Below are 22,530 nucleotides of genomic sequence, written 5' to 3' on the forward strand. Positions count from 1 at the left end.
GAATTACGAAAAAACCCCGCAATTGCGGGGTTTTTTTTTGTTTATTTTTAACGATTGCACCGAGGAATGAGGATGGTACAAACGCAATTTAATGGCTCTGAGTTAGTCGTAAAAGCTTTGCAAGCTTTAAAAGTAGAATATATTTTTGGTTATCCTGGGGGTTCTGTTCTTGACCTTTATGATGCACTGTTCCAACAAAGTGATATTGAGCACATACTCGTTAGGCACGAACAAGCAGCAACCCATATGGCAGATGGTTACTCTCGAGCAACAGGAGAAGTTGGTGTCGTTTTAGCCACTTCAGGGCCAGGGGCGACAAACTGTGTAACAGGTATTGCAACCGCATACATGGATTCTATTCCAATGGTTGTATTATCTGGCCAGGTGCCTTCGAACTTAATTGGCGATGATGCTTTCCAAGAGACAGATATAGTCGGTTGTTCCCGCCCTATTGTGAAGCATAGTTTTAACTGCAGAAATGCTGAAGATATCCCAACTGTGTTAGCGAAGGCATTCTATTTAGCAAATACAGGACGTCCAGGTCCTGTTGTAGTAGAACTGCCTAAAGATATATTAAATCCGAAATTAAAATTTGAATTTAAAATGCCGTCTCAAATTAATATGCGTACTTACAACCCAAGCGTTAAAGGGCATGGCAAGCAGATAAAAAAAGCGGTTGAGGCTATCTTAAATGCAAAACGATTAGTGATCTATTCTGGTGGTGGTGTTGTGTTATCTGACACTTCAGAGCAACTTAAAGAACTCGTAGAAACCTTAAACGCCCCAATTACTAACACACTTATGGGGTTAGGTGGAATTAGCGGTACTCACCCTAATTTTATCGGTATGCTTGGTATGCACGGTAATGTAGAAGCGAATAAAGCAATGGCTAATGCGGATGTTATTTTAGCATTAGGTGCACGATTCGATGACCGAGTAACTAATAACGTTAACAAGTTCTGCCCAAATGCAACTATCGTACATGTCGACGTAGACCCCACATCTATTTCAAAAACCATCAAAGCACATATTCCTGTTGTAGGTTGTCTTTCTACTGTTTTCGACCAATTGCTAACTGCTATTAACGCCAGCCCCGAAAAGATTGATCGAGCAGCACAAGAAGTCTGGTGGGAAGAGATTACAAAGTGGAGAGAACAAAAGTGTTTAGCTTATGAAAGCAGCTCTGAAGTCTTAAAACCACAAAAGGTAATCGAAAAAGTTTATGAAATTACAAATGGAGATGCCTATGTATGCTCAGATGTAGGTCAGCATCAAATGTTTGCGGCACAACACTATCCATTCAAAAAACCTAGACAATGGATTAACTCAGGAGGTCTTGGCACTATGGGTTTTGGTTTGCCTGCATCAATGGGTGTCAAAATGGCGTTTCCTCAGAGTGAAGTTCTTTGTGTTACTGGTGACGGCTCTATACAGATGAATATTCAAGAGCTATCAACGTGCTTACAGTATGGTCTTGCCGTTAAAGTGATTTCCCTTAATAATCGCTCTCTTGGTATGGTTCGCCAATGGCAAGATATGCAATATGGCGGCCGCCATTCTAGTTCTTACATGGAATCGCTACCAGACTTTATCGCGCTCGCCGAAAGCTACGGTCATATTGGAATAAAAGTTGATAAGCCTAGTGAATTAGATGCAGCACTTGAAAAAGCATTTTCAATTAAAGATAGATTAGTCTTTTTAGATATTAGAGTTGACGAAAAAGAACACGTATATCCAATGCAGATTAAATTAGGTGCAATAGATGAAATGTGGCTCAAAAAGGGAGTAAAAGCATAATGAGAAGAATATTAAGTATCTTGTTAGAAAATGAGCCTGGTGCGTTATCTAGAATAGTAGGGCTATTTTCTCAACGTGCATATAACATTGACAGTTTGACTGTAGGCACAACTGATGATCAAACTTTATCAAGGATCACCATTACGACACATGGAGATGATAGAGTCGTTGAACAAATCACAAAACAAGTTAATAAACTTGTAGATGTGTTAAAAGTACAAGATTTAACAGAAGTACAACACATTGAACGAGAGTTGCTACTAGTCAAAGTTTACGCTCGTGATGAAAACATGAGAGCGGCTATTACTCGTATTGCTGATGTCTACCAAGGTTCTATTATTGATATGGGAAAACAAAGTTATACGTTGCAATTGCTTAGTAGCTCAGAAAAAATTGAGTCTTTCTTGGATTTGTTACGCCATGAGAGTGACATCATCGAACTGGTACGTTCTGGGGCTGTCGGTATTGGAAGGGGCGATAAAGCTCTAAGGGCATAAGTAAAAGTTGGAAAAAAAGGGGCTGATGCCCCTTTTTAATATAATTCGCAAATAAATAAACCTTACTGATTTACTGTATCTTTAAGACCTTTACCTGCTTTGAAGCTAGGAATGTTTGCAGCTGCGATTTGGATTTCAGCACCTGTCTGAGGGTTACGGCCAGTACGAGCTGCACGCTCTTTTACCGAGAAAGTACCAAAACCAACCAGTGCGACTGAATTACCTTCTTTAAGAGAGTTTGTTACAGCACCAGTAAATGATTCAAGCGCTCTTGCTGCAGCGGCTTTAGAAATTTCAGCATCAGCTGCCATCTTTTCAACTAGTTGAGCTTTATTCATTTTTTAATTCCTATTTATTGTAATTTTGCCTAAGCAAAACCTATGTTTATGCATTTTTCCGTTCAGTGCAACTATTTACTATCAAATTTAATTAAAAAACTCATAAAATAGCGAATTTAAAGGCGTTGCGAGCTATTTAAGAGTAATTTCTAGGCATTCCATTGGAAATCTTCTAACTTAATTCTATTTTTTAGAAAAGCCACACCTTCATTTTCCAATCGTTTTTTCTGATCTAAATATTTATCACTGTCTATAGGAAATGAGATTTTTCCTTGAGAATTAATAACACGATACCAAGGCAATTTAGTGTTACTAGGTAAGGATTTCAAAGTAAACCCTACTTTTCTGGCATAATTAGGCTTACCTGCCATATCTGCGATTTGCCCATATGTCGCTACTTTACCTTTTGGTATAGAACCTATTATTGTAAAAACGAGTGTTTCAAATTCAACTGACATATTTATTTAAGCAAATAATTTATTAGCTCTATGTTTCCTTAAGAAGGCTGTATTAGAAATACATTTTTAATGATTATTTACGCTTGTTAAGGGATAAGGTACCCTGTTTTCTTTGACCTACTTTTTTCATCTTTGCATCTCTGGCAACATTTCGTCTTACATTAACGCTCTTGTCTTTTTTATTTAAGTCAATTGAGCCCTCTTCTGTTTTAGCTGAACCTTTAATGGCTTTATTAATTTCAGACATTTCTTTATCAGACAAATGACGCCATTGTCCTGGTCTTAGACCGTTAAGGTTGACGTTCATAATTCGAACTCGTTTTAAAGCGGTTACTTCGTAACCAAGATATTCACACATCCTACGGATCTGTCTATTTAACCCTTGTGTTAAAACAATCGTAAATTTTTTATCGCCTGTTTGTTTTACAAAACACTTTTTAGTGACCGTATCTAAAATTGGCAGGCCACCCGCCATTCTATCTACAAAACGTTTGTTAATGCTCTTATCTACAGTAACAATGTATTCTTTTTCATGATTATTGCCAGCCCGAAGGATTTTATTAACAATATCACCTTCATTTGTGAGGAATATTAGGCCTTCGGACGGCCTATCTAGGCGCCCGATAGGAAAAATACGTTCAGGATAATTGATAGCGCTTACGATATTGCTTTTTATTTTCTTCTCTGTCGTACAAGTTACTCCTACCGGCTTATTGTAGGCTATATAAACACGTTTGGGCTTAGCTTTTAAGGGTTTGTTATCAATAAGAATATCGTCAGAATCAGAGACTTTAAGCCCCATTTCAGGGGTTTTACCATTAACTTTAATTCGGCCATCATCAATAAGTTTATCTGCTTCTCGTCTTGAGCAAAAGCCGGTTTCACTAATGTATTTATTTAAACGTGTTGTAGACAAAATAACATCTCTATATTTGTGTATTGATGTTATTTTAAATTAATAAGACAACTTCACTCTAGCTTTTCTTCCAAATTTTTGGAATTAAATCTAATTGGTATTCATCTTGTTTATTTAAGACTAAGCTTGTTACTTTGTAATTTATTACACGCCAGTTAGGATCTTCTTTCATCCACTGATAACTTTTAACGTTATCTTGATTAATAACCCCCATGGGAATTAATAAATTTTTGTGCTTTAACCAATAAGGGGATTTATTTTGATAGTCATAGAGACTGACTAATGCCCAAGCCCCCATCATAAAGTGCCCGCCAACACTGGCATTTAACTCACCGCTGGCAATTTTTTCTAAACTCAGTGATAGCCAATCAAACCTTTCTATAGATACTTTTTGGTTTTCTGAACAATAAAAATTACAAGCATCTTGAGCGCTGATCGCCATTAAATCAGATGCAGCCCAAATTATAGATATATTGCTATGACGATTTATTAAACCTTTAGTTTGCTCAGTTGCTTGCTCCTTTGACCATGAAGCATAAACCTGCTGAGCAACTTCTATATTGTTAGCTCTGAAGTAATCCAATGCCCTTTGGCGCGCATGTCCGATTCAGAACCGCGTAATGACCATTTATCAAGACTGCTTTGTGCATTTTTTGCTATGGGCTTTTTTCATGGAGTGCTTTAGCGAGAGAATAACAAGCCTTATAATTATAGTGATAGATCTCACCTAACCAATGCTTGAATTTGATGCCAGGTTCAGAAATCAGTAATTTCTCTTCGCAGGAAACGATTTGCTCTCAGGTGAGAGAAGGAACTTGAAACCTTTCTAATGTATCAAGTGTATCAAATGCGCCACCAGGATAAAGAATAAGTATGGCAAAATCAGGTTGTTTTTGGTACTAAAGATACTTTTTCAGTTCTATAATTTGTATATGCCAGTTACCTTCCCCATAAATAACCTGCATCTCAAAACCTAATTGTTCCGCAGCATGTTGACTAATTGATTGGACCTTCTGCCAAAAAGGATCGTCGACAACATAGGGGTTAACAAACAAAACTGTCTGCTTTATCGCAAAACTATCATGAGATATAAGAACTAAAAAGAAACATATTACTTTAAAACTTTCTTCAAATTACTTGTTACTCTTGAGCTAAAAAGCCTTATCCTTATACATATCTGCCCATAAAATTGCAGACGCATGAAACTCTGGTAAAGAGTCGTCTGAGATATTAAGGTATTGACAAGCTTTTTGAAGTTTCCACCAGCTTCCAGTCTCGTATGCTTTCACTATGTTTAAAACATAAAAGTGAAAGTTTGCTTCACCTAATAATGCATTTTGCAATTCTTCAGGAAAAGGAAGCTTATCAACTACTTTTTCCATAGGTCGATCCAGTATTGCATCTAACAAAGAAAATAAACCAACCATAAAACAGGAAGAACCCGAATTTGGTTTTACTTGGTTTCCAATTAACTCGCAAAAACGAGCTCGAACAATACTCATACGTGTTAATTCTGTAGGTTTACCTTTTGCTACATGCGCGGTCATGATTAAGCCTACAAACTTTTTAGTTCGCTCATACCCTAAATAGACTAACGCTTGTTTGATAGATTCTATTTTGCTTTTTATTGGAAACACACCAGAATTAATTAAGCGCAATAATTTATAAGCAAGAGCCGTATCTTGTGAAAATAGTTGGGCAATTTTAGAAATATTTAAGTTAGGTTTAAGTACTTCAGTGTAAATTAACATAACGATAGTGTAATTAAACTCTACATCACTCTCTTCAATGACTCGAGGTTTTGCGAAAAAATAACCTTGGAAGAAGTGAAACCCCATTTTTTTAGCTTCTTCATACTCTTCTTCTGTTTCAATTTTTTCTGCTAATAACTTTAAGTTTTTATTTTCTTTTAGCTCGTTGATTATAGGTCCGAGTGTATTAAGTGGACTTTGCATAACATCAAATTTGATCAACCGTACTAACTTTAAAAATGGTTTCCAAGCATCGTCATAGACAAAGTCATCTAAAGCGAGTTTATAGTTTTGGTGGAAAAGCTGGCGCACTCGTTCATAATTCTCTTTACTCGGTTCAATAGTTTCTAGCAATTCTAAAATCACATCTTTGGCAGGTAAAAATGTTGCGAGCTCTTGCTTTAGTGAATCAGGACCGATATTGATAAGCGCTTTCTTACCAGAAGTAAGGTATCTTGTACCTAAGTTAAGCTGGTTATCTATTATTAGCTTTGCAGTTGCTTTATCTTCAGCGATATTAGGAAAACTATTACTTGAGCCATCTCTAAAAAGAAGCTCATACGCCACAACTTGCTTCTTCCTATTAAAAATAGCTTGTCTTGCAACAAAAACTTTCAAGCATAAGCTCCTTTACTATAATCAACCTTAGCCTCGCGCCTAATATAATAGCATTAAAAGTGAGTTATAAAACCACACCAAAGCACTAAAAAATATAGTATTTACTAAAATTATAGCAAAGATAGCTTCAATTGGCTGATGTAAAATTAACTTACAACAGCCAATTGGTTTAAACTTGATAAAGCTTTTCTAGATATTGCTGAGCGATTTGATGCCATTCAAACCTTTGCTCATACGAATTAGAAGAGATTTTTTTGTACTGTTCCGGTGAATTACATAGTAAATTAATAGCATCATCAAAAGTTTCAAGCAATGCATTTACTTGTTCTGGTAACGAATTCCCATTAAATATAAACCCTGATTCGTTATGAACCACTGTATCTTTTAAACCACCAACACCATGAACCAAACAAGGTTGACCGGCACGCATAGACAACATTTGACTAATCCCACAGGGTTCAAATGAACTCGGCATAAGAAACAAATCACCTAACGGGTATAGTTCGTCACCGAGTAACGTATCATAACCATTAAGAAACAAGACATTTTCCCTTCGAGCCATTACCTGCATAAATTTTGATTCTATATAAGAATCACCTGAGCCTAATATAATAATATTGCTGTTATATTCAGCTGCTTTAATCGCCAAGTCATCTAACACAATACCGTTATTTGATTTTTGAATTAACAGCAATACTTTTTGACTTGTGATCCGACCGATACTGGTAATTAATGGTTTAGGGGGAGAATTACGCCATGAATTTATTCTTTGATGAGCAATATAGTGTTTTGTCTCTAGCTGAAATGATTTTGACATCCACTTAAATAGGCAATTTTCAGCTTCATTTAAATACTCTTCATAACTGCTAGATTTTTTCTGGTTATGTGAATAATCGCAGCCGTTTAAAATTCCAAATAATCGCCCTTGCTCTGCAGCTTGATGCATATCATGATCTAAACCTTCGCCTCCGAAAAACCCCTCATCTGGGCGACTAGGCTCTTGTACTTCAAGCTTATATGTCGGTGAAACAACATGAATTACATCGCACAATACTAGAGCACTCCTCATTGGGTTATAGCAATGAGGATGACGATGATCACAGATTAAATGTCCATCATAATTCAAAGTTGGAAACCAAGCCTCTAGACTCGAATCATCATGATTAAAGGGGCGAATACCTTGAAGCGCTAAATTGTGAACTGTGTAAACAAGTTTTAATGTTTTAAGATGAACAAATCGAGGACTAAACTTAGCTAAAACAGCGACTCCCGCTGCATGCCAATCATGCAGGTGAATAACATCGATCCCTTTAATCAGGTGATGTTCTATAATTTCACAAACAACAGCACTGAAAAAAGCAAACTTAGTTGCATCGGTTGCAAAAGGACGATGCGCCCCATCATCACTGTATATTTTACCACCATTTTCCGAAAACAACGAATGAGAAACGACATACTGACTTACACCACCATGTCGCTCAACCAGCCATAAACTCGCAGTTTCTAGATGTTGACGAAAAGGTACTGCTATATCTGCTACAAATTCCCTATTTAAACTTTCTTGCCCATAATCTGGAACAATTACTGAGGTATTTAAACCAAGTTCATTTAATGCGTAAGGAATGTCACGGATTACATCCGCAACGCCCCCTACTTTACAGTTTGGAAGTCGGTCATTTTCAGCCCCGACCATTAAAATATGCATAAAGCGCCTTCTAAACGACTGAGAGTTTTTTACTTTCAATATCTTTTTTCTGCTTTTCTTTATATGCAGCAAGCATATCCCTAGTCACTAAAACAATACCCTTTTTAGAGACTCTAAATCCATTGGCTTCATCTTGTTTTATGTCATAACCGATTTCTATTCCTTCAGGGACATGACAACTCCTGTCAATAATCGCATTACGGATCTTACAATTTCTTTCAATTGTAACGCCTGGTAAAATCACAGCCCCTTCAATTGTGCAGTAAGAATGAACATGCACGTTTGAGAATAACAAGGATTTTCGTACAACTGAGCCTGATATAATGCAACCACCAGAAACAGTAGAGTCAACAGCCATTCCACGTCTTGTGTCATCATCAAATATAAACTTGGCTGGAGGTAACTGTTCTTGATAAGTCCAAATAGGCCAACTTGGGTCGTATAAATCTAACTGTGGTTCTGGCGATACAAGCTCCATATTGGCTTCCCAAAATGAATCTATCGTACCAACATCTCTCCAGTAAGCTTGCCCTTTTTGATTAGGCTCTCTGAAAGGGAAGGCAAATACATTGTGTTCTTCAATAATTGCAGGAATGATGTCATGACCAAAATCTCGACCTGACCCTTCTCTTTGAGCATCACGACTTAATTGCTCAAACAAAAATTCAGTATTAAACACATAGTTACCCATAGAGGCTAAGCATGTACCGTCCTTTCCAGGAATTGACGAAGGCTCAGCGGGTTTTTCATCGAACCTTCTGACACGATTATTATCGTCAACAGTCATAACGCCAAATGTATTTGCTGCTTCTTCACATGGTACTTCAATACAGCATACTGTCATATCAGCACCCGTTTCTACATGTTCAGCTAATAGTGCACCATAGTCCATTCTATATACATGGTCACCTGAAAGGATCATTACGTACTTAGGCAGTTCGTGACGAATAATATCCATATTTTGAAATACAGCGTCCGCTGTACCACAGTACCACTCGTCACCATAGCGTTGTGACGCTGGTAGAATTTCAACAGATTCGCCTAACTCTTTTTTAAAGTGACCCCACGCTCTATTTACATGACGAATTAGTGAGTGAGATTTATATTGAGTTGCAATACCGACTCTTCTGATCCCTGAATTAATGCAATTTGATAAAGGAAAATCAATGATCCTATGTTTACCACCAAAGTATACTGCTGGTTTAGCTCGCCAGTTAGTCAGCTCATGTAAACGAGAACCTCGTCCTCCAGCTAAAATTAAAGCGTAAGTTTCTCTGGTTAAATTACTAATATAACGATTTTCATAACTAGGCATGTTGCTTCTCCAATTTTTCCTTGTCTGTAATCTTTTTAGCATCTGACTTTAATTGCCAGATTTCATCACTATATTGTGCGATTGTTCTATCACTCGAAAATTTTCCACTGGAAGCCGTGTTTAATATGCTCATTCTTAACCATTGTTTTTTATCTTGATATGCATTAGATACTAATGATTGTGCATCACAGTAACTATCAAAATCATAGGCTGTTAACCAAGGGTCTGATGGACACTTCACGGCGTTTATAATGTCATCGAAAATATGGGGCTCAAATAAATTAAAATGACCACTTTCAATAAGTTTGAATACTGCTGATAAGTTTTCACTGTTATTAATAATACTAATAGGGTCATAATTATTACGGATACTATGAATCTCTTCTGTTGTAGCACCAAATAAGAAAAAGTTATCTTTACCTACGCTTTCTAGAATTTCTATATTTGCACCGTCTAAAGTACCTATGGTAATTGCACCATTCATCATGAACTTCATATTCCCTGTGCCAGAAGCTTCTTTACCAGCAGTAGATATTTGTTCAGATAGGTCTGTTGCTGGACAGATTGTTTCCATTGCAGTGACATTATAATTCGGCAAAAAGGCAACCCTTAAGTAGGGCTTAGCTCTGTCATCTTTATTTATTACTTCTGCAACATTATTGATTAATTTAATAATTTGTTTAGCCATGTGATAACCCGGTGCAGCTTTACCACCAATCAACACACAACGAGGAGTCATATTCTCAGTATTGCCTTTACAAATTTGAATGTAGAGATGGATGACATGTAAAATATTAAGCAATTGACGTTTATATTCATGAATACGTTTAACTTGAACATCGAATAGCATGTTAGTATCGAACTCGACATCACAATGCTGCTTTACTAAATCTACAAGTTGCTCTTTATTTGATTTTTTTACTGCATACCACTTGTCTTGAAATTCTTTATCATCATAAAAACGTCTTAAAGATTTTATATTGTCAAAGTTTGAAACCCACTTTGTTCCTATATAGTTTGAAATCAAGGATTTTAGATTAGGATTACAATGCGCTAGCCACCTTCGCGGTGTAACGCCGTTTGTTTTGTTATTGAATTTCTCAGGCCATAATTTATAAAAGGTATTAAACAAGCCACTTTTAAGTAGTTCAGTATGTAGTGCAGCGACGCCGTTTACCGAGAAGCTACCCACAATGGCCAAATATGCCATTCTGATCTGTGGCACGTCTCCCTCTTCAATTAAAGACAGCTCTCTTTGTTTATCGCTGTCTCCAGGCCACTTTGTTGCAACTTCACCCAAAAATCGGGCGTTGATCTCATAAATAATTTCTAATAAGCGTGGTAATAATCGCTCAAAAAGGGGCACTGACCATCTCTCTAATGCTTCTGGTAGCAGTGTATGATTAGTGTATGCCATCGTGGAGGTTGTGATTTCCCAGGCTTTATCCCATTCCATTTCATGATCATCAACAAGTAATCTCATTAATTCAGCCACGGCAATACTTGGGTGCGTATCATTTAATTGGAACACATTGAAATCTGAAAACTCTTCGAAATTTTCTCCATGCTCAGCAATCCAATTATCGATAATATCTTGTAAACTAGCACTGGTTAAAAAGTATTGTTGCCTTAGTCTTAGTTCTTTACCATTTTCACTACTATCATTTGGATAAAGTACCATTGAAATTTGCTCTGCAAGATTTTTTTGCGCTACCGCATCCGAATAACTACCTTCATTAAATTCCCTTAGATTGAATTCATCAGTTGCTTCTGATTTCCATAGTCTCAATGTATTAACTACGTCATTTTTATAGCCTGGAATTGGCACATCATAAGGAACAGCGAGCACATCCTGTGTATTTACCCACACTCGATGATTTCGACCTGCTTTATCTGTGTACGACTCAACATGGCCGAAAAACTTTACACGCTTGGACTGCTCTGGCGCACTTAATTCCCAAGGGTGTCCTTCTCGTAACCAGTTATCTGGTTGCTCAATTTGATAGCCGTTTTGTATAGATTGATTAAACATGCCATATTCGTAACGAATACCATATCCAACTACAGGTAAAGATAAACTTGCACAGCTATCAAGAAAACAAGCTGCCAAACGTCCCAAACCACCATTACCTAGGCCTGCGTCGTGTTCAGCATTACTCACGTTTTCAAGTTCTACACTATACTGTTTAAGCGCTTTATTTACTTCTTGCTCTAGATCTAAATTGAGAATGGCGTTACCTAATGCTCGCCCCATTAAAAATTCAAGTGAAATATAAGCCGCTTTTTTAGTTTTCTGTTTAGCCCGCTGTTCATTTGTTGTTCGGCACTTAGCGACAAGTCTATCTCTAATGGTTAATGCGAGAGCATGGTAAAGATACAACCGTGACCCTTCAGTTTTATCCCTGCCCAGTGTGTAATAAAAATGACGGTTCAGGTCATCATTTAAATCAGTTAGCAAAGTGTTTTTTGGCTCAGACTTGTGAATCTTTGTTGATTTATTACTCATTTTCTAATCCTTCAAAGTTGATAGAAAATACCCAACTGGATTGGGCCGATATCTCAATTGATTGTTCAGGTTGGATTGGTTTAATCGATGGTTCTGAAGTTATTTCTAATGTCCAAGGATATGTACTAATAGGTAAAGTCACATTAATAGATGTTTTGTTGGCATTTAGTATTAAAAGTAACGAATCTTTTTGACTGTAATCATCTAATTTACACATTAAAAATTGAGAATTACTGTCATGCCATTTAGTTGGGTCCATAGGATGTGCATTTTCATCGAACCAATTAATTGCAAAATGATTATCATCCTGATGGACAAAATAAGGATGTTTATAGATTGCAAATTTGTTTCGGATCTTGACTAAATTAGATATGAATTGGGTTAAAACCTTGGCTTCAGGTTTTTCCCAGTTTAACCAGCTGATCTCATTATCTTGACAATATGCGTTATTATTTCCTGATTGTGAGTGAGACAGTTCGGTCCCCCCACATAACATGGGTAATCCGCAAGAAAAAAATTGTGTTATCAGTGCGTTTTTTTGATTTTTTAACCTTAGCGCATTTATTTTTGAGCTATCAGTCAGGCCTTCACAACCACAATTAAAGCTATAGTTTTCGTTATGACCATCCTGATTATTTTCTCCATTTTGGAAGTTACTCTTGGCTTCATAGCTGACCCAATCATATAAAGTGAACCCGTCATGGCTAGTAATAAAATTAACAGAGTTAAGTGGGCCACGGCGATTATGTTCAAACAAATCATTAGAGCCATGTATTCGTCTTGCTAATTCAGGTAGTACGTGATATTCACCTTGCCAAAATTGTCTTACTATGTCGCGAAATTTATCATTCCACTCTCTCCATGGAGGTGGAAACGCACCTAATTGATACCCTCCAGGCCCTATATCCCACGGCTCAGCTATAAGTTTACAACGACTTAAGATTGGGTCCTGATGAATAGCTTGGAAAAAACTATGAAATTGCGTAAACCCACCTTTTGTCCTTCCCAAAATACTTGCTAGATCAAACCTAAACCCATCGACACCGTAATAATCTACCCAATGCCTTAAGCTATCTAATATAAGTTTCAAACAAAATGGGTCATCAATGTTTATAGTGTTACCGCAGCCAGTATCATTGATGTATTCGCTCGTGCCATCGACTAAGCGATAGTATCCTGGATTGTTGAAGCCTTTCAGTGATAATGTCGGCCCCTCTACCCCTGCTTCAGCTGTATGGTTAAAAACAACATCTAAGATGACCTCGATATCAGATTTATGAAGTATTTCAACCATCTGTTGAAACTCTGAGACATCGTTATTTACAAGGTAGTCTTTGTGAGGAACAAAGAAATTAAAAGTATTGTAACCCCAATAGTTTTTTAACCCCTTAGTAGTAAGAAATTGCTCACTTATAAAACTTTGAACAGGTAGTAGTTCAACTGTGGTTACACCTAATTTTTTTAAGTGCTTGATAAATTCGGGAGAACAAATACCTAGAAATTTCCCCCTATGTTCCTTTGATATATTGTTATTTAAATAAGTACTACCTTTTACATGGCATTCATATATAAGCGTGTCCTGCCAGGGAATAAAGGGTCTTTTACCATTATATTTTGATAGATTAGCAACTTTTGATTTAGGAATATCAAAGGCATTGTCAGCTACATTTAAAGTGCCTGCTGGTAAATGGCAGAAATGCCTCTCACTCCAAACAAACTCGCCATTGAAGTCCTTTGCATAAGGATCTAAAAGAAGCTTATTAATATTATGAAGCTTACCTGAATTTAAATCATAATCACCGTCTACACGATAACCGTATAATGCTCCTTTTGAGATGCCTTCAACATATAAAGACCAAATTCCGCCTTCACATTTATACATAGCTACACGATCAGTTTCTGTATAACCCGATTCATCATATATACATAGTAAAACGGCTGAAGCGTCAGGCGCATAAACAGAAAAGTTAACACCAGTGCCTAAAGCTTCGCTGCCTAATGGTAAGGCACTTCCCTTAGAGACTTTTAACATAGTTAACCTGTTACGTAGCTAAGGTAAAGAGTCGAAAGTGGAGGGATTGTGATTTCGATACTTTGTTCAAAACCATGACTAGGCTTATTTTGAGTTTCGATGAGTTGCTGCAAGTGAGCAACTGCAGAGACACCACTACCCCAGTATTCATTATCATCCGTATTTAAAATAACTTGGTAAACACCTCTTTCAGGAACACCCACTCTAAATTGATGATGCACATGCTCAGTAAAGTGCGCAATTACGACTAGATGGCTTTTGCTTTGCTCGGCATATCGGATGAAGCTAAGAATGCTTTGTTTACTGTTATCACTATCAATCCATCTAAACCCGCTTGGATCTTGATCCAGTTCATATAATGCAGGAGTAGACTTGTAAATATGGTTAAGAGACTTGATTGACTTATAAATACCGGAATGTGCTTCTGAGTTTAAAAGCGACCAATCTAATCCTTTATTATGATCCCATTCATCCCTTGGTGCCAACTCAGACCCCATAAAGAGCAATTTTTTTCCAGGGTGGGCATACATAAATGCATAATAAGCTCTTAAATTGGCAAATTGCTGCCAGTCATCACCTGGCATTTTAGAAAGTAAAGAGCCTTTTCCATGTACGACTTCATCATGGCTTAATGGTAAAATGTAGTTTTCTGAATATGCATAAGCCATCGAAAATGTCATTTCATGATGATGGAATTGCCTATGAACAGGTTCGCGCTTCATGAAATTTAACGTGTCATTCATCCACCCCATATTCCACTTAAAACCAAAGCCTAGACCATTTTGGTCAACTGTATTGGTTACTCCAGGCCAAGCTGTAGATTCTTCGGCAACCATCATAATACGGTCATTTTTAGCATAACTACGGGTATTAACTTTTTGTAAAAGGTTTATTGCATCAAAATTTTCTCGCCCACCTAAATGGTTAGGCACCCATTGCCCTTCTTCGCGGCTGTAGTCTAGATAAAGCATTGAAGCAACGGCATCTACTCTCAAACCATCTAATTGATATTGCTCTAACCAGTAGATTGCATTAGACAATAAATATGACTGTACTTCAGGTCGACTATAATTATAAATATAGGTATTCCAATCAGGGTGAAAGCCTTGTCTAGTGTCTGCATGCTCATATAAATGGGTACCATCAAAGCAATGCAGTCCATGTGGATCAGAAGGAAAGTGACCAGGTACCCAATCTAACAAAATACCTAAGCCTGCTTGTTTACAAGCCTCTATAAAATAGACAAAGTCATCGATTGAGCCGAAACGGCTAGAAGGTGAAAACAAACCAACGGGTTGATAACCCCAAGAACCATCAAATGGATATTCACTAATTGGCATTAATTGTATATGAGAAAAGCCTAATACTTTTACGTGCGAAACTAAATCATCTGCAAGCTCTCTGTAAGTAAGGTAACGCTCATCCTCTTCAGCTCTTCGTTTCCATGAGCCAAGATGCACCTCATAAATTGTGATTGGGGCATCTACACGGTTAATAGTCGAATGTTGTGAATTATTTAAAATTTCAACTTTAGGGATCTTAGCCTGAATTACAGAAGAAGTGCCTGGAGATTGTTGTGTTTTGAATGCAAAAGGATCCGCTTTTTCTATCTTGTTTCCATGGCAGTCAAAAATTGCATATTTATAGCATTGGTCTGCGTGTAAATCTGGAATAAAAATCTCCCAGATCCCGCTGGATGGATGCTTGCGCATAAAATATTGATTTGCCATCCAATGGTTAAATTCACCAATCACAGAAACTGATTGCGCATTCGGCGCCCATACGCTAAATCGAACACCTGTAACGCCATTATAATCAATAAAGTGTGCCCCAAGTAAAGTATATGCTCTTTCTAAAGTCCCTTCATTAAATAGGTACATATCTTGGCTGTTAAGTAAGGATGGGAACTGATAAGGGTCGATGAACTCACCAAGCGTTCCGTCTTCATAAATTGAACTTAATGTATAAGGAACATTTAACTCTGTTTTTTTTATAATGGTAGTGAAAAGATAAGAATCAGATACTTTTTCTAATACATAACTTTTGAGACCTAGTTTTAGAGTTAATTGACTTGCTCCATGAACATAAGCTCTAACAATATATTGATTATCATCAAGTAAGTGAGGACCTAAAAATGAGAATGGGTCGCTAAAGCGACCTTTATTTAAAGCTTCAACCTCTGAAGAATAATTAGACTGAGAGTAAGTGATGGAATCAATCATTGTATTTCCTTAAATCGTTTATTTCGCTCAACAAGTCTTTTTGTTGCGAAAGAACAGCATCTATTGGCGAAAGGACTCTTCGCCGCCAATTAGAATATTCAGTATTAGTACCAGGAATATTTACTGGGAAAGTTTGAAATGCCAAATCATCATAATTCAAACTAAATAACTTGGGTGGTGTTTGAGCTAGCGTTTTAACGAGTTCTATGTAAACCTTTTCAGCCGAAGAATTGAATGAAATATTAGATTTATTAACCCACTCTATGACTCTATGTTTTTCGATATTTCGTTCAGATTTTAGAGTGTTAACATCATTGTTCTCATTAAGTTTTAACCGATTTTTGAGTTCAATATCATCATAATTCCACCATGCTTTAAATGGGGGTACATCATGGTTAGAAAGCATCAGCATGCAGGAATTACGATATTCATTTCCATGTTTAAAATCACCAGAGCAAGATTTTTCAAAATAAAATAAGGTATTTCCATAAATATCAGATTGCTCAAGTGCCAAAGTTACCTCAGGGGGAACAACACCTAAATCTTCACCTATTAAGCTACAGTTATTTAGGTGCGACTCAATTTTCAACACAGCCAAAAGATGCTCAAATGGATAATAAACATAACAACCACTTGGTGATTCATTGACTTTAAAGCACCACCAAAGACGTCTTATGTTCATTACATGATCAATACGTAAAGCGCCGAATTTTTGCATATTCGCTTTAATAAGATGTTTGAAATATGCAAAGTTATCTTTCGATACTTTTTTGGGGTCTAATGAAGGTAGTCCCCAATTTTGACCAGCTTCAGCCCATGGATCCGGTGGAGCACCTATTTCGGCATCTTGAGTGAACATACCTTCGTTTGACTGAAATTCTAAACCATCTTTTGCACAGCCAACGGCTAAATCATTGATAAGGCCAATTGTCATACCTGACTGTAAGCACAGCTGCTGACAACTAGCTAATTGCATATTAGCTACCCATTGCCAGAATTTAGCCCTTTCATCATCTTTTAAGCAGCTAAGCAAATTACTATTAACTTGACAGTAAAGACGAAACTTTCTCTGCAGTTCGGCATCAGCATAATGTTTAAAATGCCTATATAACGATTTGAGGAGTTTATATTTGGTTTCAGATACCAATTGATAATTAATGAATTGCTGTTGTTTTTCTTGCTTCAATATTTCAAGAGCAGAAATGTGCTCACTATTAATTTTTGAGAATGCAGCCTGTTTAGTGCATTCAAAAATTGAAATGTATAGCGGGTTAATTAAGCCTCGATGACTTGGACTATATGGGCTTGCCCTTTGAGGTTCATTCTCAAAAAGTAGGTGAAGTGGATTGAGCAGTATAAAGTCAAAATCTGAGCTTGCGGACGATTTAATTAAGGTCTTTAAATCACCAAAATCACCAATGCCATAATTTTGCTCTGATGATAAGGTGTATAATTGAACATTTAACCCTGTTTGCTTAGCATCATTAAATGGCTTAGCTTTATTTGGTGTTACCCATATTTCAGTAGTAAAGCAATTACCTTTAAATTGAATAGATGCCTTGTGATAACCAACAGGTAGTTTTAGATTTAATTTTAGCTGCAATTCTATATATCTTACAGAGTCATCAATATATTCACCTGAGATTTCACCATCACTCAATGATAACTCTATTGCGATATCAAACTCTTTAATTTGCAATTGTACGAAGAAACTAATATCAACGTCGGCTATCCTGACAGTCAAACATGGATCTATTTCATTCAAAATACTCACTTCTTGAACAATTGACTGCCATGGTTTTACATCTAACTGATAATTTAAAGAAGAGATCTTTTGATCAGAAGAAAAGTCAACATTACAAGCTTTTAATGCCGACTCTCTTGTCTCTTTAGAAAATCGAACTGTTTCGCCGGTATATTTTGTAAACTCTGCACCTATACCGTAAAGGTAGCAAAGCTGTTCAAATGCATTCATTCTGTTTACCAAATTCCTTTATGGTAGACACTAAACTATTCTCTGACCCAAATCCGTTTTTTGTATATCCATCAGCTTGATTATCATTCTCCCAAATGACACCGTTAACTAAGTAGCGGAATTGAAATTCTTTGTTTGTTGGAAGCCGACATTTACTTTTAAATATTTGGCGAGATTTTATAAATTGCATCTCAACAGGTCGCCAGTCATTGAACTCCGCAACAAGTTCTATTTTATCTGCATCTTTATAATCACACTCGAAGGTTATTTCAGCTTCTTCTTTTGTCTTGAAAAATCGCTTATTTAGCATTGCCTTGCCTTATTCCTAAAGGATTTACGCATAAGTTCTTGCTTCTGAAATAAACTGCATTTCAGGTTGTTGACTAATTTGCTTATTAAATCAACTGAATGTTTATCTTATGTGACAAATCCAGCCTAAATTGCGCAAGAAAATGCGCGTGTTAAACAAATTCAACTTAAAGTTGAGCGGTATGTGTGAGAGAGAATTTAAAATTAGACCATCAATCAAAAGGTGTAAAGTGAATATTCTTAAATAACTAATCAAATTTTATTCAGTTTTGCTTACTTAAATAAAATTTTTAAAATGTTATTTTTAAAAATGCCATAATTGTGATAAAATTTATGCTTAATATCGATTCTTTGCACGGGAATTGCTGGAACTAACATTTATGTTAAAAAAGCTTAAATTACAAGGACTCATTATACTTAGTGTGATAATTTTTGGGTTTGTATTCAATCTGCTTTTCACTAAATCTCTAATTGATATTTCTAATAATAGCGACAGCAAGGTACCCCTATCAGAAACAAGCATTTTAAAGCCAAGCTATCCTTGGTTTCGTTTCATTTTACCTTCTCAAGAATTTATAGAGACAGACACAGGGACTTCAGTATTAGTTAAGCGAAATAACACTCTATATGTGATAGATACAAAAAAAGCATTTATAGAAAGTATTTTGTCTCCTTATGCGCTTATCACAATCCTACTTTCGATAATAGTCATTAGTAGCTTTGCCAGAAATCAAAAAGAAAAACACAGACAAAAACAGACATTAGACAGCATAAATTCTGAGATTAACGAATTATTACTTCGCTTCAATATTGAAACAAAAGCCCTAAATTATGCCTCAACTGCTGCTCAAATCAGCCAATCTCTCAGTTTGATTAATGAACAAATAGGCCAAATTCAACAACAATCTGATCATCATGTCTACCAGGATAAACTTACACAACTAATTGATCGCCATGCATATATAGAACATATAGAGAAGCAGTTAAAACTCGCAGAGCAAAATAAGCTTAGATGTGGTTTATTATTTATTGATTTAGATGGCTTTAAACAAGTTAATGATTCGTTTGGGCATAGCTTTGGTGATGAAATCCTCATACAAGTTGCTAATCGACTTAAAGATATTGTTCGACAATTTAAAATACAAGATTCGCACCCTCACAATGGTATTGAACAAAACCTTTCACGACTAGGTGGAGATGAGTTTTCTATCTTCGTACCTGATATTCGTGACCCTGCTTTTTGCACTGAATTAGCCCAAGCCATATTAGCTGAAATTGAACGAGATTTCGTGCTTGGGAATAAGCTAGTCAAAATCGGGGCCAGTATCGGTATCGCTTCTTACCCAGAAAGCGCATCGCAGCCCCATGCACTATTACAGATGTCAGATGTAGCCATGTATAGAGCTAAAACAGATGGTCGAGGTATTTTCAGAGTTTACTCACCTGAGATGGGGAATAAAATTCGTAGATATCACTATTTACTCGAAGAGTTAAGGTTAGCCATTACATCAAATAGTTTTAATATGTCTTTTCAACCGATTGTGCATGTAGAAGATTGTGCCATTGATTACTTTGAAGCCTTAATACGTTGGCAACACCCAATTGAAGGGTTAATACCCCCATCAGAGTTTATACCAATTGCTGAAGAGTCGAACTTAATCTTAGAACTTGGAGATTGGATTTTACTTGAATCATGCCGGCAAATGACCGCATGGCATAATGCTGGTATGAAAAAAGTTAAAATCTCTGTAAATGTTTCTGGTATTCAATTAAAGCATAGAGATATATATAACTGGGTAATTGCAGCCTTGAATAAAACGGGGCTACCACCTACGGCTTTAATGCTAGAAATCACCGAGTCTACACTTATTACAGCCAGTGAAGAAATTATCCAACAATTAGAAACCTGTCGTAAAGCAGGGATCAGTATTGCAATAGATGATTTTGGTACTGGCTTTAGCTCTCTTAGTACGCTAGCTGACTTACCCATTGATGTCATCAAAATAGACAGACTGTTTATCACTCAGGCTAATGAGAATCCGAAATATTTAAAAATATTGAATTCAATTAGTGAATTGGGCCATCAGCTTGGTCTTAAAATAGTTGCTGAGGGCGTGGAACAATTAGAGCAATTTGAACTTGTAAAAGACCTTGGGATCCGTTGCGTACAAGGCTATTTGGTCAGCCGGCCTGAAACATCATATAATGTAGGCTCAAAAGTTCTGACCGGTAATGTAAACCATATTGCAACAACTGGAACGAGTGTTTGGTTACCTGAAGGGCAAAAAACCTAGCGTTTAAATTTTGTCTCTAAAATAACGGAAGAGTTCGTACGTTCTACTCCGTCTAAATCACCTATATCATCAAGAATGCTACTTAACTGTTGTAAACTCTGGGCTTCAACAATTGCAATCATGTCGTATTCTCCACTTATTGCATATAGTGATGTCACATTATTATGATGTTTTAATGCTACTGTCGTCTGTGTTGTTAGTTTTTGTTTAACTTTGATTGAAACATGCGCCGCTACAAGGCCAGCTAAATATTGCTCTCCAAACTCGACACTATAACCCTGAATTATCCCGCTATGCTCCAATCTTAAAAGTCTATTCTGTACAGTTGATCGAGATAGTCCTAGCTCTCTAGCTAAATCTGAAATACTAATTCGCGCATTCTTTCGTAACAAAGCTATGAGTTTTTCATCTTGTGTTTTAATCATAATGACCAATTTCCAGGTTGATTTGACTTAATTATCTATCAATTTGAAAATCTTTACACTGCAAATTTACATAAATGAGATACATAATGTTTAAAACAACGACTTTAAAGTCAAAGAAGAATTATTAAACAGATTCATTAGAGGCAGTATTATGCAAGTAAACCGCGAACTTTTTGACCACGTCATGGTGCCAAACTATAACCCTTCAGAAATTATCCCTGTAAAAGGTAAAGGATCACGAGTGTGGGATCAAAAAGGTGATGAGTACATCGATTTCGCAGGTGGCATCGCTGTGAACTGTTTAGGTCATAGTCACCCTAACCTTGTGAATGCTTTGAAAGAGCAAGGTGAAAAAATTTGGCATTTATCAAATGTAATGACTAATGAACCTGCGCTTAGACTTGCAAAAAAAATCACTGATGCAACATTCGCTGATAAAGTTTATTTTGCAAACTCAGGCGCAGAAGCAAACGAAGCCGCACTTAAACTTGCTCGCCGTTTTGCACTTGATAACTTTGGTGAGCACAAGTCGAAAATTATTGCTTTCAACAAAGGCTTCCACGGTCGTACTTTCTTCACTGTTACTGTAGGTGGTCAAGCTGCTTACTCTGACGGCTTTGGCCCTAAACCTGCTGATATCGTTCATTGTGATTACAACGATTTAGAAACATTAAAGTCACTGATTGATGACAATACATGTGCAGTTATGATGGAACCGCTTCAAGGTGAAGGCGGTATTATCTCTCCGACGCAAGAATTTGCTGAAGGTGTAAGAGCATTATGTGATCAGCACAATGCATTGCTAATTTTTGATGAAGTGCAAACTGGCGTAGGACGTACGGGTCATCTGTATGCATACCAAGGCTTAAATGTAACGCCTGATATTTTAACAACAGCCAAAGCACTTGGCGGTGGTTTTCCAATAGGTGCAATGATCACAACAACTGATATTGCTAAACACCTTAAAATTGGTACTCACGGTTCAACCTATGGCGGTAACCCATTAGCATGTGCTGTCGCTGAAGCTGCATTTGATACAGTAAATACCGAGTCTGTTCTAGCTGGTGTTCAGCAAAAAGAAGCAATGTTCCGTGAACTGCTAGAAGCCATTAACACAAAATACAATGTATTCAGTGAAATCCGTGGTAAAGGTTTACTGTTAGGTGCGGTTTTAAATGAGCAGTTTGAAGGTCGTGCACGTGACTTCTTAGTTGCGAGTATGAAACATGGACTAATGACACTTGTAGCTGGTACTAATGTCGTTCGCTTCACGCCTTCACTTGTGATCGAAGAAGACGATATTAAAGCAGGTCTTGCTCGTTTTGAGCTTGCAGTTGCAGATGTTGTAAACGGCTAAAATAGGATTGGGGTC

General features: G+C 36.8%; 17 protein-coding genes. 4 read left to right on the plus strand and 13 right to left on the minus strand.

Going from position 1 to position 22,530, the window contains the following annotated elements; genetic code table 11:
• The first annotated feature begins 72 nt into the window (after nucleotides 1–72).
• Nucleotides 73–1,797 carry an acetolactate synthase 3 large subunit gene (locus tag CWB72_RS07235; protein ID WP_138566573.1) on the plus strand — a complete coding sequence of 575 codons (1,725 nt, stop codon included), beginning with the start codon at nucleotides 73–75 and terminating at the stop codon, nucleotides 1,795–1,797.
• Nucleotides 1,797–2,294, plus strand: a complete 498-nt coding sequence (ilvN, locus tag CWB72_RS07240; protein WP_130254835.1) for an acetolactate synthase small subunit — start codon at nucleotides 1,797–1,799, stop codon at nucleotides 2,292–2,294. The genes CWB72_RS07235 and ilvN overlap by 1 nt, the downstream gene beginning before the upstream one ends.
• A 62-nt stretch (nucleotides 2,295–2,356) precedes the next feature.
• Here the strand turns inward: ilvN and CWB72_RS07245 are convergent, their stop codons facing one another.
• The 12 genes from CWB72_RS07245 to CWB72_RS07300 form a co-directional block, all read right to left on the minus strand.
• Complete coding sequence (locus tag CWB72_RS07245) at nucleotides 2,357–2,632, minus strand: HU family DNA-binding protein (RefSeq protein WP_130254836.1); 276 nt, start codon at nucleotides 2,630–2,632, stop codon at nucleotides 2,357–2,359.
• Between the two features lie 149 nt (nucleotides 2,633–2,781).
• Entirely contained in the window at nucleotides 2,782–3,090 is a 309-nt protein-coding gene (locus tag CWB72_RS07250; RefSeq protein WP_130254837.1) for an MGMT family protein, read from the minus strand.
• Between the two features lie 73 nt (nucleotides 3,091–3,163).
• Nucleotides 3,164–4,009: a 23S rRNA pseudouridine(2604) synthase RluF gene (rluF, locus tag CWB72_RS07255; RefSeq protein WP_138566574.1), complete on the minus strand. Its 846-nt coding sequence runs from the start codon at nucleotides 4,007–4,009 to the stop codon at nucleotides 3,164–3,166.
• A gap of 55 nt (nucleotides 4,010–4,064) precedes the next feature.
• Nucleotides 4,065–4,589 (minus strand): hypothetical protein, encoded by a 525-nt coding sequence (locus CWB72_RS07260; RefSeq protein WP_138566575.1) that lies wholly within the window; start codon nucleotides 4,587–4,589, stop codon nucleotides 4,065–4,067.
• Between the two features lie 568 nt (nucleotides 4,590–5,157).
• Nucleotides 5,158–6,375, minus strand: a complete 1,218-nt coding sequence (locus tag CWB72_RS07265) for an EAL and HDOD domain-containing protein (RefSeq protein ID WP_130256175.1) — start codon at nucleotides 6,373–6,375, stop codon at nucleotides 5,158–5,160.
• A gap of 169 nt (nucleotides 6,376–6,544) precedes the next feature.
• Nucleotides 6,545–8,080 carry a glycogen synthase gene (locus CWB72_RS07270; protein ID WP_138630255.1) on the minus strand — a complete coding sequence of 512 codons (1,536 nt, stop codon included), beginning with the start codon at nucleotides 8,078–8,080 and terminating at the stop codon, nucleotides 6,545–6,547.
• A gap of 10 nt (nucleotides 8,081–8,090) precedes the next feature.
• Complete coding sequence (gene glgC / locus CWB72_RS07275) at nucleotides 8,091–9,395, minus strand: glucose-1-phosphate adenylyltransferase (RefSeq protein ID WP_130256177.1); 1,305 nt, start codon at nucleotides 9,393–9,395, stop codon at nucleotides 8,091–8,093.
• On the minus strand, nucleotides 9,388–11,901 hold the full coding sequence (locus CWB72_RS07280; protein ID WP_138630257.1) for a glycogen/starch/alpha-glucan phosphorylase: 2,514 nt from the start codon (nucleotides 11,899–11,901) through the stop codon (nucleotides 9,388–9,390). The genes glgC and CWB72_RS07280 overlap by 8 nt, the downstream gene beginning before the upstream one ends.
• Entirely contained in the window at nucleotides 11,894–13,933 is a 2,040-nt protein-coding gene (gene glgX / locus CWB72_RS07285) for a glycogen debranching protein GlgX (protein ID WP_138630259.1), read from the minus strand. Before glgX ends, CWB72_RS07280 begins: the two co-directional genes overlap by 8 nt.
• Before the next feature lie 2 nt (nucleotides 13,934–13,935).
• Complete coding sequence (glgB, locus tag CWB72_RS07290) at nucleotides 13,936–16,155, minus strand: 1,4-alpha-glucan branching protein GlgB (protein WP_138630261.1); 2,220 nt, start codon at nucleotides 16,153–16,155, stop codon at nucleotides 13,936–13,938.
• Nucleotides 16,148–18,130 carry a 4-alpha-glucanotransferase gene (gene malQ, locus CWB72_RS07295; RefSeq protein ID WP_138630263.1) on the minus strand — a complete coding sequence of 661 codons (1,983 nt, stop codon included), beginning with the start codon at nucleotides 18,128–18,130 and terminating at the stop codon, nucleotides 16,148–16,150. The genes glgB and malQ overlap by 8 nt, the downstream gene beginning before the upstream one ends.
• Nucleotides 18,117–18,440, minus strand: a complete 324-nt coding sequence (locus CWB72_RS07300) for an isoamylase early set domain-containing protein (protein WP_138630265.1) — start codon at nucleotides 18,438–18,440, stop codon at nucleotides 18,117–18,119. The genes malQ and CWB72_RS07300 overlap by 14 nt, the downstream gene beginning before the upstream one ends.
• A gap of 379 nt (nucleotides 18,441–18,819) precedes the next feature.
• Here CWB72_RS07300 and CWB72_RS07305 point away from each other — a divergent pair, with 379 nt between their 5' ends.
• Nucleotides 18,820–20,733 (plus strand): putative bifunctional diguanylate cyclase/phosphodiesterase, encoded by a 1,914-nt coding sequence (locus CWB72_RS07305; protein WP_138630267.1) that lies wholly within the window; start codon nucleotides 18,820–18,822, stop codon nucleotides 20,731–20,733.
• On the opposite strand, the gene CWB72_RS07310 is transcribed toward CWB72_RS07305, so the two are convergent.
• Entirely contained in the window at nucleotides 20,730–21,158 is a 429-nt protein-coding gene (locus tag CWB72_RS07310; RefSeq protein WP_138566583.1) for an Lrp/AsnC family transcriptional regulator, read from the minus strand. The two genes, CWB72_RS07305 and CWB72_RS07310, sit on opposite strands and share 4 nt — an antisense overlap.
• Before the next feature lie 151 nt (nucleotides 21,159–21,309).
• Here CWB72_RS07310 and CWB72_RS07315 point away from each other — a divergent pair, with 151 nt between their 5' ends.
• Nucleotides 21,310–22,515: an aspartate aminotransferase family protein gene (locus CWB72_RS07315; RefSeq protein ID WP_138630269.1), complete on the plus strand. Its 1,206-nt coding sequence runs from the start codon at nucleotides 21,310–21,312 to the stop codon at nucleotides 22,513–22,515.
• The last annotated feature ends 15 nt before the right edge of the window (nucleotides 22,516–22,530 follow it).

It is taken from the genome of Pseudoalteromonas phenolica, assembly GCF_005886345.1.
GTDB lineage: Bacteria > Pseudomonadota > Gammaproteobacteria > Enterobacterales > Alteromonadaceae > Pseudoalteromonas > Pseudoalteromonas phenolica_A.